This is a genomic window from Thalassotalea piscium, assembly GCF_030295935.1.
GTDB lineage: Bacteria > Pseudomonadota > Gammaproteobacteria > Enterobacterales > Alteromonadaceae > Thalassotalea_B > Thalassotalea_B piscium.
Genome location: NZ_AP027362.1, coordinates 2713509 through 2727522 on the forward strand (window position 1 = coordinate 2713509; position 14014 = coordinate 2727522).

Genomic DNA, 14014 nt, shown 5'->3' on the forward strand with positions numbered 1-14014 from the left:
TTCTACGTTCTTTTTTAGCAAAGAGCATCCAAATTTTATATATAAATGCTTAACAATAAGATGAAAATAAAAGTGTTACACAATGTGTCTACAGATATTACAAAGATATAGTATGAGAATAAAATAAAAGAAAAGTGCTCTGTGATGCAAGATTACTTCGTACATCCTGTACTACGCCCTTCGGGTCGCTACGCGTTAAAAATTGTTCCAGACAATTTTTTCGACTTGCTTCGCAAGTTCTCATCTAAATTTAGACTGTGATTAAATTTAAGGTATTTACGAAGAGATAAACATTTAAGAAGTGGTCGGTGATGCAAGATTACTTCGTACATCCTGTACTACGCCCTTCGGGTCGCTACGCGTTTAAAAATTGTTCCAGACAATTTTTTCGACTTGCTTCGCAAGTTCTCATCTAAATTTAGACTGTGATTAAATTCAAGGTATTTACGAATAGATAAACATTTAAGAAGTGGTCGGTGATGCAAGATTCGAACTTGCGACCCCTTGGACCCAAACCAAGTGCGCTACCAAGCTGCGCTAATCACCGATTTTAACTCTTAGTTCCATTATAAAGAATGGGGTGGCTAATGGGACTTGAACCCACGACAACCGGAATCACAATCCGGGGCTCTACCAACTGAGCTATAGCCACCATAACACTTTATTATGGCACGCCACTCAGGAGTCGAACCTGAGACCCACGCCTTAGAAGGGCGTTGCTCTATCCAGCTGAGCTAGTGGCGCATTGTAAAACATAGCATTTAAAATGCTAACTTAAGTATAATAAATTATAAACTTAATAATTGCATCATATAAGGGCTTAAGCCACACTTTCTAAAGGTGTTATACAATTTAGTAAAACTAAACGTGCACTAATTTATATGAGCAATACTTTTCTTATAAAAAGAAAAAGTGGTCGGTGATGCAAGATTCGAACTTGCGACCCCTTGGACCCAAACCAAGTGCGCTACCAAGCTGCGCTAATCACCGACGATTCGTTAAAAACATACATGCTTTCAACGGGTGCGGATATTACCTAGTTGACCGTTGCTCGTCAAACGTTTTTTATAAATAAATAGCTTTTCGGTTACTTTTACAGCAGCCTTTTAATTTTAGTTTAATTTAAGAGCGACTATTGACGAAATATTAACATACTAGTGTAATCACCAGTAAATAAAAATTTAACTTATATAAGGCAATTTCATCTATGATGAAAAGTGAAACTATGCGAAAATAACCTTGATTATCACTTTAATTTACGCGCTAGGAATTATGACTGCATCACTTATTGACGGTAAAGCAATTGCACAGCAACTGAGACTCTCTGTAAAAGAAAAGGTTAAAGCTAGAATAGAGCAAGGTAAAAGAGCTCCTGGTTTAGCTGTAATATTAGTGGGCGACAATCCTGCATCACAAGTTTACGTTGGTAGTAAACACCGAGCTTGTGAAGAAGTAGGTTTTATATCTCCATCATATAAATTACCTGATACTACAACACAAGCTGAGTTACTTGAACTCATTACTCAACTGAACAATGACAACACTATCGATGGTATTTTAGTACAACTCCCCTTACCTGAAAGTATTGATGCTAATTCAGTGATTGAACACATAGCTCCCAATAAAGATGTTGATGGCTTCCACCCTTCAAATGTGGGTAAATTAGTTTTACGTCAGCCAGGTCTTCGTCCTTGTACGCCTAAAGGTATTATGACTTTAATTCAATCAACCGGTGTTAAAACACACGGTTTAGACGCTTTAGTTGTTGGTGCTTCAAATATAGTTGGTCGCCCGATGACACTTGAGTTGCTCTTGGCCGGTTGTACCGTAACCACAACGCACCGTTTTACTAAGAACTTAGAAGATAAAGTACGCAATGCCGACTTATTAGTAGTGGCGGTTGGAAAATCTGAATTTATCCCCGGCGACTGGATAAAAGAAGGTGCAATTGTAATTGACGTTGGAATTAACCGAATGGATACAGGCCGTTTGATTGGTGATGTAGAGTTTGACATTGCTAAAACCAAAGCATCTTTTATTACCCCTGTTCCTGGTGGTGTTGGCCCAATGACAGTGGCAAGTTTAATTGAAAACACCCTAATTGCCTGCGAGCAGTTTGGTCAGTAATCCCATCAATTAATTGTTAACCTGAGTTCTGGATAAGCTAAGCACGTCAATGTCACGACTTTTTGCGCGTATCTGCGTTGCCTGCATGGACGTAGGTACTTGGTTTTTGTCTGGAACTAAAAAACCGTTAATTTGCTACTAATAGCTGGCTATTAGGTACGCAAACTTGCCTTGATTCACTCAACACTTATAACATTGATATATAACTACATAAGCAATACGATTGTTGTATTATAAGTGATTGAAAAATATAACTTTATCGGATTTTAACGTACATCCGTTATCAAGAACTCAGGTTAGTTTAAATTTCGTCATAAAAAATGCCAATCAGTTGATTGGCATTTTTTTGTCAATATAACTTATATTAACCTTTACGCCACGTTGTTTTACCGGCGCTGTCTTCAAGAATTATATTCATCGCATTGAGCTTATCACGAGCTTCATCAGCAAGTGCCCAGTTCTTATCTACTCGCGCTTGGTTACGCTGTAATATTAATGCTTCTATTTGTGCAACTTCGTCGTTATTTCCTCCACCTTGTAAAAAAGTTGCAGGATCTAACTGTAATAACCCGAGTAACCCACCTAAACCTTTCAATGTAGCTGCCAGTAATACGGTATCCTTGCTATTGTCAGCTTTAGCCACATTCAATTGCTTAGCCAATTCAAAAAGTACCGAAAGCGCTTGTGGTGTATTAAAGTCATCGTCCATTGCCACACAAAATGCTTTAACAAAAGGATTAGCTTTATCTAAAGTGAAGTCTTTCGGTAAACTAATATCTCTAAGCGCAGTATAAATACGCTCAAGCGATGCACGCGCCTGCTCTAAATTATCTGTTGAATAATTTAATTGGCTTCGGTATTGCCCTGTTGTTAAGAAAAAACGCGTTGTTTCAGCATCATATTTTGCTAATACTTCACGTATCGTGAAAAAATTATTCAGCGACTTTGACATTTTTTCTTGGTCAACTTGCACCATTCCAGTATGGATCCAATAGTTCACATAAGGCGTATCTAGTGCACAACAACTTTGCGCTACTTCATTCTCATGATGAGGAAACTGTAGATCTGAGCCTCCACCATGAATATCAAAATGAGCACCAAGTTCTTTAGCATTCATTGCTGAACATTCAATATGCCAACCCGGTCGCCCAGCTCCCCATGGCGATTCCCAACTTGGCTCTTGCGGCTTTGCTAATTTCCACAATACAAAGTCAAGGGGATTGCGTTTAGTCTCATCAATTTCAGCACGAGAGCCGGCTTGTAGTTGCTCTAAGTTTTGACCACTAAGCTTACCGTAATCTGAAAAGCTTGATACTTCAAACAACACATCACCACTGTCTGCTACATAAGCATGTTTTTTTGCAATTAATGTTTCGATCATCGCAATGATCTCATTCATGTGCGTTGTTACACGTGGTTCAACATCAGGGCGCATCATATTCAATGCATCAAAATCTTCGTGCATTGCAGCAATAGTTCGTTCGGTCAGTTGCTCTGTTGTTTCATTATTTTCGATAGCACGGTTAATTATTTTATCTTCAACATCGGTAATATTACGAACATAATTCACCTCGTAACCTGAGAAACGTAAGTAACGAGCTATGTTATCAAAGCTTATGTACGTGCGAGCATGACCAATATGGCATAAGTCATAAACCGTGCAACCACACACATACAATCCAACTTTACCTTCATTAATCGGTGTAAAAACTTCCTTCTTACGAGTTAAGGTATTGTAGATCTGCAACATGAGGTTTAATGACTCCAATTTATCGCCTTTACTTTTATTGGTATAAGGCTAAGTAAGTGAATCTGACTAATTCAGATAAAAATTTGCGTTATTGTAGCCTAAGAAAAGCAAAGGATCATCACTTCCCTTTACAGATTCGCTCTTTAGGTTACAATTCACCAATAAATTTTTATGAGATAAAACAAATGATCACATTTAAAACAACCATGGGCGATATTAAGATCGCTTTAAACTTTGATAAAGCCCCTATAACTGCTAAAAACTTTCAACAATATGTAGAAGACGGTTTTTACAAAGGCACTATTTTTCACCGCGTAATTAAAGGTTTTATGGTACAAGGCGGTGGTTTTTCTTCAGGTTTAGAAGAAAAAGAAACACGCGAAACCATTAAAAACGAAGCAAGCAATGGCTTGAGTAATAGTCGTGGTACCTTAGCAATGGCTCGTACCAGTGATCCACATTCAGCCTCTGCACAGTTTTTTATTAACTTAGTTGATAATACATTTTTAGACTTTAAAAGTGAGACTGAGCAAGGTTGGGGATATTGTGTGTTTGGTGAAGTTGTTGAAGGCATGGACATAGTAGACAAAATGACTTTAGTTGATACTGGGCGCATGGGTTTTCACGACGATGTGCCTAAAGAAGAAATTGTTGTTGAGTCTACATTAGTAGAATAAACAACTGAATTTAAGCTATACAGGCAAAATAGGTTACAGATGTGATGACATTACAAAATAAACAACCGGTAACCTACTTTATTGCTGACTTACATTTAGCACAAAACAGGCCTGATATTACGGCCTGTTTTTTATCATTCCTTAAAAATGATGCCTTAAACGCACAAACCCTTTATATACTTGGTGACTTATTTGAGTACTGGATTGGTGATGACGATAATTCCCCATTTGTTATAGAAATAGCTAGGGGCTTAAAGGAACTTGCTGATAGTGGAACAGCTATTTACTTTATTCATGGTAATAGAGACTTTTTACTAGGTAAGAGGTTTGCAAAAAAAGCAGGCATGACCCTGTTACCTGAAGTAGATACCATTGAGCTGTATGGTGAAAAAATTGTTATTTTACATGGCGACACTTTGTGTACTAAAGATGTTGCTTATCAAAAATTTAGAAAAAAATCACGTACTTGGTGGTGGCAAACTATGATAAAAAGTTTGCCTTTATTTGTACGAAGAAAAATTGCAGAGAATTATCGAAAACAAAGCGCTAATGCTACCGCAATGAAGTCGCAAGATATTATGGATGTTACCGAGTCTGAAGTAGAAAAGTGTCTTGAACAGCACCAAAGCCTACTAATGATACATGGCCATACGCATAGGCCTAATATTCATAACGTTAATGTAAATGGTAAGCAAGCAAAACGAATTGTGCTGGGTGATTGGTACGAACAAGGTGCTTGGTTAAAGTTTGATAAAAACGGTTATCAGTTATTATATACACCATTAGAACAACTAAAGTCACTTTGATATTTGAGGCTATATTAGTCTGACTTTCCACGGCGTGGATCAACTCTCCCTCCAGTAACTTTATCAGCCCTTCCCTCAAGCTTTGCTTTTTCAGCACGTCGCTTACGCACCTCTTTTGGATCAGCAATTAACGGCCGATAAATTTCTATACGATCTAAATCATTTACAACATCAGTTAATTTAGCTGAGCGATTCCAAATACCTACGTTATGTTTAGTAAGGTCAATTTCTTTAAAAATTGATTTAATACCCGATAAATCGATCGCCTGAGCAATAGTAGTTCCCTGCTTTACAGATATAGTAATAATTTCTTGCTTGTGGGGCACGCCATAAACAACTTCAACCTGGATCTGGTTACCTTGTTCGGTTTGTGTATCAATTTTTTTAGTAGTCATTTAGCCATAAACCTCTTTTGCTCGTTGAGAGAACGCTTGCACCATATTATTGGCTAAGCTATTAAAAACACGGCCAAACGCTAAGTCGAAAACCTTGCTTGAAAATTCATATTCAAGCTCTAAACTAATTTTACAAGCCTCATCAGATAAAGGTGTAAAACTCCAACTTCCTTGTAAGCGTTTAAAAGGCCCATCGACTAAGTTCAACAATACTTGTTTATTTTCAATTAAGGTGTTTTCTGTCGTAAACCACTTTGTTAAACCGCCTTTTGACACTAAAAGTGCAGCCTTCATTTTATTAGGTTGCTGCTGAAGTATTTTACTATCAGAGCAGTCTGGTAAAAACTGCGGATAAGCGAGAACATCATTTACTAACTGATACATTTGTTCAACGCTAAACATCACTAAAGCATTGCGACTGACTACGGGCATCTTCTCTCCTTAATTAATGGCGAATATCATACCAAAACTTGACGAAAAACACATTAGAATGCAAAAAATCAAAGATAAATACATTCAATTGTTAAAAACCATTTAAAACCTTGTAGTAATACGTATAATGGCGCCGTTAAATATGGAAGAATTATGGCAAAGCAAAAATCAAAAAAAGCAAATAGCAACACTATAGCACTCAACAAAAAAGCTCGTCATAACTACACCTTGTCAGATAAGTACGAGGCGGGTATGAGCTTACAAGGTTGGGAAATTAAAAGTATTCGCAGCGGAAAAGTAAACATTTCTGAGTGTTTCGTTATGATTAAAGATCGCGAAGCTTTCCTTGTGGGTGCAGAAATAATGCCACTTAATGCCGCATCAAGCCATGTGGTATGCGACCCTGTGCGTCCTCGTAGACTTTTACTCAACCGAAGAGAGCTAGATCAGCTTGTAGGTGCTGTAGAGCGTGAAGGTTATTCTTTAATTGCCACTGCAATGTACTGGAAAAAATGTTGGGTAAAGCTTGAATTTTACTTAGGTAAAGGTAAAAAAGACCATGACAAACGTGCCGATATTAAAGATAGAGAGTGGCAAGTAGATAAAGGTCGCATACTAAAAAATAAAAACTTAGACAAATAACCTTTCAACCAAATTCAAGTTATAACTCAAGTTAAATAGGTGCTTAAAGTTTTGTAATAAACAAACTAAGCACCTTATTCAAAATAACTTTGCCTAAGTTACTACTGCGATAACTGCATATGCCAGATATTACTGGTACTTAGCTCAATTTGCTCACAAGCAAAAAAGTTATGTTGAAAAGCCATATTACAACTGTTGGGTTTACGCTCATCAAAGTTATGCAGTGTTTGCGTAATGTTTGAATTAAGGTTTAGCTCCTTGTACGTTTTATCTGCTAAATAATATATTTTATTATCCCGTAATTGCCAGTGTCGCCAGCCAGCAATAGGAAAGTTTTCAATAAGTAGTGACTCTACTCCTGACTTTAAATCTAACTTATACAAGCCACTGATATTAAATTTGGTGTAAAAAACCTCATTGGTATTACCTTGAATACTATAACCGCCTTTAAATGTTACTTGACTGATCTCTTCCTGTTCGTTATGAAGTGATAACGTCCAAATATTCCACTGGCTATCAACCTCGGCACTAAACATTATCGAATCATCAACAAACGTGACATAGTGCACGCCTGTGAATTCTTTTGCTAATGCGGTCCAACGCTTATCGGTTAAAGAATATAGATATAATGCATTATTAATACTAGCAACAAGCTGCTCATCGTTATCAGACCACGCCATAGTGCCAATACTTTCTATAACCGAATTGAACTCTGCGATGAAAGCAGGCTTGCTCTCTGGCTGAATAAACACTTTATCAGTACCTGTTCTATTCGATCTGAAAGCCATAATGTTAGAGTTATTGCCAAATACAGGCATTAAGCTAATCCCTCGACTTGAGGTTAAAGCCTTTATCGACGCATCATTAGTTGAGTAACTAAAAATATTAATCGTTTTTTGGCCACGCTCTGTCAGTAGCGTTCGGCTATTTCCTCCCAAAGACAGGCGACCAAACTGATCGCTCTGCTCTTTGGCAGTTAATGTTATTGTTTTGGTATCAAACTCAAATAAACCATCAGCATTTGACGCTAAAATTTGGTGTTCAGAACGCCAAACTAAACCATAAACATTATTTATAAAAGCCTTACTTACAATTACCTGAAGAGTGTTTAGGTCAAGCAGCTTAATTTTATCAACACCTTCACCTAGATACTCAATAACTGCGAGCATTCGACCACTAGGTGACAATGCGAAAGCATAATCACCTGTGTTATTACCCACTTGAACTGGATGAGTAAGTTGCTGTTTTCTTCCCGTATCCATTAGATAAGAATACAATGCGTATGGCTCAGATATACTGGGTCTAGATTGATAGATTAGTCTATTTTTTTTCTGATCAAACGCAAGTTGAGTAATAACACCTTCGCCACAGTCAGTTATCAGACTTTGATCTTTTGTTTGAAGGTTAATTTTCACAACTTCACAATGCCTTTGTTCTAGGTTATTTAGCCTGGAGGCATAGACAAAACCATTACCTCCATAAATAACATCGGTGTAATAATAGTCATCCGTCGAAATAATTTGCGCTGCTTCACTCTCTTTTTGCATATACACCTGCGCATACGCAGTAGAGTTTTCGCGAAATAGAAAAAAAAGTGTCGCCGAACTAGCATGGTAATAAGGGTTAAATGCACTACCTTTTGTGGTAGTCACTGCATATTGGTTTAATAAATGAAACTGATTATTCTTACTTTCTAAGACAGTTTTTTTGATATTGTAAAATATAAACAGTACTAATATTAAAGCTGCGGCTATTATTACAAAAAGCCAAGACTTACTTCTCAGCCATGCTGAAATTGCACTCTTGCCTTGTGCTGCATAAATAGCTTGGCTTAAATCGTGAGGTAACTCACCACTTTCTTGTGCATCGCCAGCTACACTTTGCGTTAATATAGTAGGAGTAACTGCTAAGCGATACCCTACTTTACTCACTGTTTTTATCCATATGGGTGACGATGGATTATCTTCCAGCAATTTACGTAATTCACTAACAGCTCTATTTACTGCCGCATCGCTAACTACCCGACCGCCCCAAACATATGTTACAAGCTCATCGCGTGAAATCGCTTTATCGGGGTGCTTGCAAAAGTACACTAACAGCTCAAATACCCGAGGTTCACACTCTAGTTGTGTTTCATTTTTAGTTAACTTTACCTGTGTTACGTCAACCACAATATCACCAAAGAGAAAGCGCATTAAAATCCTTATGATACCAATCTCACTGACTATGTGATCATTTCTACTTGCTAAAAGAATCAACTGCCACGTTATTTATTTTATAATTATCGCTACAAGGATGTAGCTTATGTTGGCAATGCAGGAGCATAATTACCCAGAACAACTCGTTATAAAAATAAACAGCTTGTAATTGACTGTTCTTACTGCGTATAAAGTAGATCATTTTATTAATGAAACTGGTATAAGTTATCAATCATTATCAAATCATTACTAAACCATCACACCCTCTTTATTGTGTTAAATCAATAAACAGACAGACTGTGGGTTCAAACTTTACGCCGTATACTATTAGAAAAAATTAACAAAATCGATAGTAAAATTTATATAAAAAAAACAATAGTACACCGGCGTAATAATCAGTTTCGAGCAAAAGTCAACACAGGAAGTATTATGCGCACAATTTACAGTATAATCATTATAGTATTTTACCTAACAGCCTGCTCTGGAGGATCAAACAAGAGTGAGCCAGAAATCATTAAAGATAAAATTAAAGAAGATATTTCTGTTACCAATTTAGCTATACCAGACAACCGTTTTTCTAATACCTATGAAATTGTATTATTTGGCAATAGCCATACTGCGGGGCTTGGTACCATAATAAAAAATCTTATTAACGTAGGCAACCCGTACGCAGCTGTTAATGTTGTAACCGCAGGTGGTGGCTTTTTAGATAATCAAGCAACAAAACAGTCTAGAGAAGTTTTATTAAACACTAAGCCATGGACACATATTATTTTACAAGGGCAAAAGTATTCTGAATCTGGCGCTTATATCTACCCTACAGCCCCAACTAAAGAATGGATAGCCAAAGCAAAGAAAAACAACATAACCCCAATATTATTTCCCGAACATCCACGAAAAGGTAATACAGAAGAAGCAACTAGAATTCATCTAATTCATACTGGGATATCAGCTTCTCAAAGAGCATGTGTTGCACCCGTAGGGTTAGCTTGGGACAATATACTTGCCATTGATCCTCAAATTCCACTGCATAGTAGCGATGGAAATCATGCCTCTTTATTAGGAAGACTATTTACTGCCTATATTTTTTATGAAGTGATTACCGGAGAGTCTGCTGATTCACTCCCCTATATAGAAGATCTGAATGTAGATGAGCCAACACAACAATTTTTAAAACAGTTTGCATCAGAAGCCATTGCGGCAAATCAACCATGTAATTTCGAAAGTTAAGTAATAGTATTATAAAAAACAAAAAGATATTGCTTAGCGCTTGTTGTAGGTTGATATAGAGGGTAGAATACAGCTATTACTAACTAGGCAACTAATTAGTATGTTTGATACCAAGGGTAAAAGACTAGTCGGGGCTGATTCAGGATTCGACAAGATTCACGAAACCCAAGGTGCATGCCGAGGGGCGGTTGGCCTCGTAAAAAGCCGCAAAACTATAATTGCAAACGACGAAACGTTCGCACTAGCAGCTTAATGCTAGCCATCGCCTTAAAGACTCTCCTATTGTCTTGAGAATCGATGGTCACCCTAAATAGGATAGCGAGGGAAGCACGCTTGAGGCTGAACCGCGAAATAGTATCAAGCTCACCATGACGAAGCCTGTCGGTTGGCGTCTAATTGGTTAAATAAATAATCGACTAAGCATGTAGTACCGAGGATGTAGGTTTTTTGGACGCGGGTTCAAATCCCGCCAGCTCCACCACATACATAATCAAAGACGTCCTAGGGCGTCTTTTTTTTCTTCTAAAATCAACATGTTATCCGTAAACACTGACCTATAGCGTCTTTTCCCGTTTGATAGAATCCTATAATTTTAGTAACATCAATTGTAACACTGAGCAACATTGCTAAATTTGGTGTTACTAAAAAGGGAATATCATGGCTAGAATTACTACCCCACTGACTAATACTGAAGTTAAACAGGCTAAAGCTAGAGATAAAGAATACAACTTATCAGACGGTGAAGGTTTACAGTTAAGAATAAAACCAAATGGATCTAAACTTTGGTTACTAAACTATTCTCGGCCATATACTAAAAAAAGAGTAAATTTAGGTTTTGGAAAGTACCCTGATATTTCTTTAGCTGATGCTCGAAAATTACGAGCGGAAGCCAGAACATTGCTCGCTAAAAACATTGATCCAATGGAGCACAGGGACAGTATATCAAATCATCAAAAAGAGAAAATCGAAAACACTCTGCTTAATGTTGCTAAGAAGTGGTTTCAAGTAAAGAAGTCAGCAGTAACACCAAATTATGCTGAAGATATTTGGCGCTCTCTTGAACTACATGTTTTTCCTTATATTGGTAAACGCCCTATTTCAGAAATAACAGCTCCGATAGCAATAAAAACCATTGCACCTATCGCTGAAAAAGGTAGCCTTGAAACAGTAAAACGCATTAACCAACGGTTAAACGAAATTATGAACTTCGCTGTTAATACGGGGCTTATTCATTCAAACCCATTAACTGGTATTAAAGCAGCTTTTGAAAAACCTAAAAAGCAGAATATGCCAACGATTAAGCCCGATGAATTACCTGACTTCATGAGAGCATTAAGTATCGCTAGTATAAAGATAGTCACGCGATATTTAATTGAATGGCAACTGCATACCATTGCACGCCCAAGTGAAGCTGCCGGTGCAAAGTGGTCAGAAATTGATTTTGAAAATAACTTATGGAACATACCTGCAGATCGCATGAAAAAAAAAACGAGCTCATTCCGTACCGTTAACTGAGCAATCGTTAAGTTTATTAACCGCAATTAAACCAATAACCGGCCATAGAGAATTTATTTTCCCTGCTGATAGAGATCCAAGGAAACACGCTAATGAACAAACTGCGAATGCAGCTATCAAAAGAATGGGTTACCACGGAAAGCTAGTTGCTCACGGTTTACGCGCCCTTGCTAGTACAACACTGAATGAGCAAGGGTTTGACAGTGATGTAATTGAGGCAGCACTAGCACACGTTGACGGCAATGAAGTTAGACGGGCATATAACAGAGCAGATTACTTAAAGCGCAGAGCAAAAATGATGATGTGGTGGTCTGAGCATATCGAAAAATGTTCAACGGGTAGTTTTTCATTATCAGGTACTAAATTGTTAAAAGTAGTTTAAATATAGTGTTAGCTTTTACATTTAAAATAGGTAAATAATGGGTTATCAAGCAACTAGCCACAGCCTAGATTTGATCAACACAATCCAACTAGAAGTATTAAGCGATATTGACGACATTAAACGGGTAATATTGCTTATGTGTGACCAAAGCGAACAGCTAAAGAGGGTGACATTGTATTGTGCAGACAGAATAAACATGAATGGCGTTTAAGTATGTTTGCAAGTCGGGCCGATATTCTACGCACTGTAATAGGGAGGTACAGATCAGTAGAGTAATATTAAATCAGTAGTGGGGCTATTTAATTGTTGAGGTTAGGTAATGTTGCTAGTACAGCTCCTTAAGTCAATTTTTACGTGTAATAAATAAGAAAACTTTTTATGATAGTTAAAGTATTTAATTCGTTCAAAACCTAACAAAAAACGATATTGAAAACCTCTTAAAACCTCACCTTTAATTTGATGTATCACTAAGAATAACCAAAATGTTAACAAATGTTAATATTAAGCACTATTAATTAAGCTTACGTTACCCACCAATAGAAACGCTATTGATTACTAGTTTGACCAACCACAGTCAATGACGAATAAATAGCACTGGTGAAATAAACATGATCTAGCTAAAATGCTAATTAATCAAGTCTAGGGTAGCTCCCGAACGGGCGGTAACCTCACCGCTTTGGCTTGGCTTTTTCATTGAGGTCTTGTGTTGAGGTTACGAATGAAAGAATATTATTCAATAGATGAACTATCTAATCTTTGGAAAATACCTGCTGTAGACATACTGTATACCATTCAATCTAAAGACATTCCTGCATATATAAGATATTGTGGTTATATTCGTATAATAAACAGTCCAAATCCATGCACACTAAGCTATCATAGCTCTTTCTTGAAAATGTGGGCTCATCAAGTAGAAAATTTTTACTTCAATTTAATAGAAAGAAATGAAAATCAGTATAAAATTTTTTCATTTTCAACTGAAAATAGTGACTATATTGGCGATAGGTTGATTTCGGTATCATCAAAAGACATTACAAATTATTCACCATCACCTGATTCATATAAAAAGTTATATCAAGAGGTAACACTTCATAATGTATTTATATATAGAACTGATTTTTCCTTATTTGGCTTATCTTTAACACACATAAATGGCTGTGTTGACTTTTCCGATAAAGAACGTAAAAACCTCTATAAAACAATAGGACTTTTAACAAAAGCATTAACTCATTCAAAAGGTAATATATTAGGTGACACGGAAAAGCCAGTAATTAATCAGGTTGCTATAGAATTATCAAAATATTTACCAGATGATGATACTGGTTTAAAGGATAGAGCTTTGCGAGAAAGGATTAGTAAAGGATTAAACTACCTTAAAGATATCTAAATTATTCTTGGCAATTGCCAATTATTTTTGGTAATTGCCACTAACTACACAACTAAGTCTATAAATTTCTCTCAGTTAATCCAAACACAAACAACTGAGGCGAATCATGAACCACACTGAACATCACATCCCTGCAATCCAATTAGCTACACAAGATTTACAAATAATTCGTAAACCACAAGCACTAAAGATGCTTGGCATTTCTAAAAGTAATTTTCACATCAAAATTAACGAAGGTCTGTTACCTGCAGGAATAAACCTTGGTGCAAACTCTGTTGGTTACTTTAAGCATGAATTAACAGCAGTGATCATTGCTATGGCTACAAGCAAAACGCAAGAAGAAATAAAGAATCTCGTAAAGGGGTTACTTGAACAACGTCATAACTTACTAGGTTAAGGAGCTGTGAGTAAAGCTCTTAAAAGCTCGCTTACACCTGTGTAAATGAACATGACTCCTAAATTAAATAATACTA

At 36.8% G+C, this 14014-nt stretch carries 11 protein-coding genes, 4 tRNA genes, 1 other RNA gene and 1 pseudogene; 9 read left to right on the top strand and 8 right to left on the bottom strand.

The annotated features are described in order from the left end of the window. Positions 1–470: 470 nt before the first annotated feature. From QUD79_RS11935 to QUD79_RS11950, 4 genes are all read right to left on the bottom strand, one after another. Positions 471–547, bottom strand: a tRNA-Pro gene (locus tag QUD79_RS11935). Between the two features lie 29 nt (positions 548–576). Continuing rightward, positions 577–652, bottom strand: a tRNA-His gene (locus QUD79_RS11940). A gap of 15 nt (positions 653–667) precedes the next feature. Next, positions 668–744 (bottom strand) — tRNA-Arg (locus QUD79_RS11945). A 169-nt stretch (positions 745–913) separates the two neighbouring features. Then, a tRNA-Pro gene (locus tag QUD79_RS11950) sits at positions 914–990 on the bottom strand. Between the two features lie 282 nt (positions 991–1272). Here QUD79_RS11950 and folD point away from each other — a divergent pair. Next, entirely contained in the window at positions 1273–2127 is an 855-nt protein-coding gene (gene folD, locus QUD79_RS11955) for a bifunctional methylenetetrahydrofolate dehydrogenase/methenyltetrahydrofolate cyclohydrolase FolD (protein ID WP_184424167.1), read from the top strand. A 364-nt stretch (positions 2128–2491) separates the two neighbouring features. Here folD and cysS read toward each other — a convergent pair whose 3' ends face one another. Further along, complete coding sequence (gene cysS, locus QUD79_RS11960) at positions 2492–3877, bottom strand: cysteine--tRNA ligase (protein ID WP_184424166.1); 1386 nt, start codon at positions 3875–3877, stop codon at positions 2492–2494. Between the two features lie 185 nt (positions 3878–4062). On the opposite strand from cysS, the gene QUD79_RS11965 reads away from it, so the two are divergent. Continuing rightward, a complete protein-coding gene (locus QUD79_RS11965) occupies positions 4063–4554 on the top strand; it encodes a peptidylprolyl isomerase (RefSeq protein WP_184424202.1) in 492 nt (163 codons plus the stop codon). Positions 4555–4598: 44 nt separating this feature from the next. Beyond that, on the top strand, positions 4599–5360 hold the full coding sequence (locus QUD79_RS11970; RefSeq protein WP_184424201.1) for a UDP-2,3-diacylglucosamine diphosphatase: 762 nt from the start codon (positions 4599–4601) through the stop codon (positions 5358–5360). 14 nt (positions 5361–5374) lie between these two features. Here the strand turns inward: QUD79_RS11970 and QUD79_RS11975 are convergent, their stop codons facing one another. After that, a complete protein-coding gene (locus QUD79_RS11975) occupies positions 5375–5755 on the bottom strand; it encodes an RnfH family protein (RefSeq protein ID WP_184424165.1) in 381 nt (126 codons plus the stop codon). Continuing rightward, entirely contained in the window at positions 5756–6187 is a 432-nt protein-coding gene (locus QUD79_RS11980) for an SRPBCC family protein (protein ID WP_184424164.1), read from the bottom strand. 153 nt (positions 6188–6340) lie between these two features. On the opposite strand from QUD79_RS11980, the gene smpB reads away from it, so the two are divergent. Further along, complete coding sequence (gene smpB / locus QUD79_RS11985; protein WP_184424163.1) at positions 6341–6829, top strand: SsrA-binding protein SmpB; 489 nt, start codon at positions 6341–6343, stop codon at positions 6827–6829. Positions 6830–6930: 101 nt separating this feature from the next. Here smpB and QUD79_RS11990 read toward each other — a convergent pair whose 3' ends face one another. Further along, positions 6931–9024, bottom strand: coding sequence for a winged helix-turn-helix domain-containing protein (locus tag QUD79_RS11990; RefSeq protein ID WP_184424162.1), 2094 nt, complete (start codon positions 9022–9024; stop codon positions 6931–6933). Positions 9025–9456: 432 nt separating this feature from the next. Between QUD79_RS11990 and QUD79_RS11995 the strand changes: the two genes are divergently transcribed. From QUD79_RS11995 to QUD79_RS12015, 5 genes and pseudogenes are all read left to right on the top strand, one after another. After that, positions 9457–10257, top strand: coding sequence for a hypothetical protein (locus QUD79_RS11995; RefSeq protein WP_184424161.1), 801 nt, complete (start codon positions 9457–9459; stop codon positions 10255–10257). Positions 10258–10387: 130 nt separating this feature from the next. After that, positions 10388–10738: a transfer-messenger RNA gene (gene ssrA / locus QUD79_RS12000) on the top strand. Positions 10739–10914: 176 nt separating this feature from the next. Then, positions 10915–12154 (top strand): annotated as a pseudogene (locus tag QUD79_RS12005) (integrase domain-containing protein). A 718-nt stretch (positions 12155–12872) separates the two neighbouring features. After that, a complete protein-coding gene (locus QUD79_RS12010; protein WP_184424160.1) occupies positions 12873–13541 on the top strand; it encodes a hypothetical protein in 669 nt (222 codons plus the stop codon). A gap of 106 nt (positions 13542–13647) precedes the next feature. Next, a complete protein-coding gene (locus tag QUD79_RS12015; RefSeq protein ID WP_184424159.1) occupies positions 13648–13938 on the top strand; it encodes a helix-turn-helix transcriptional regulator in 291 nt (96 codons plus the stop codon). The last annotated feature ends 76 nt before the right edge of the window (positions 13939–14014 follow it).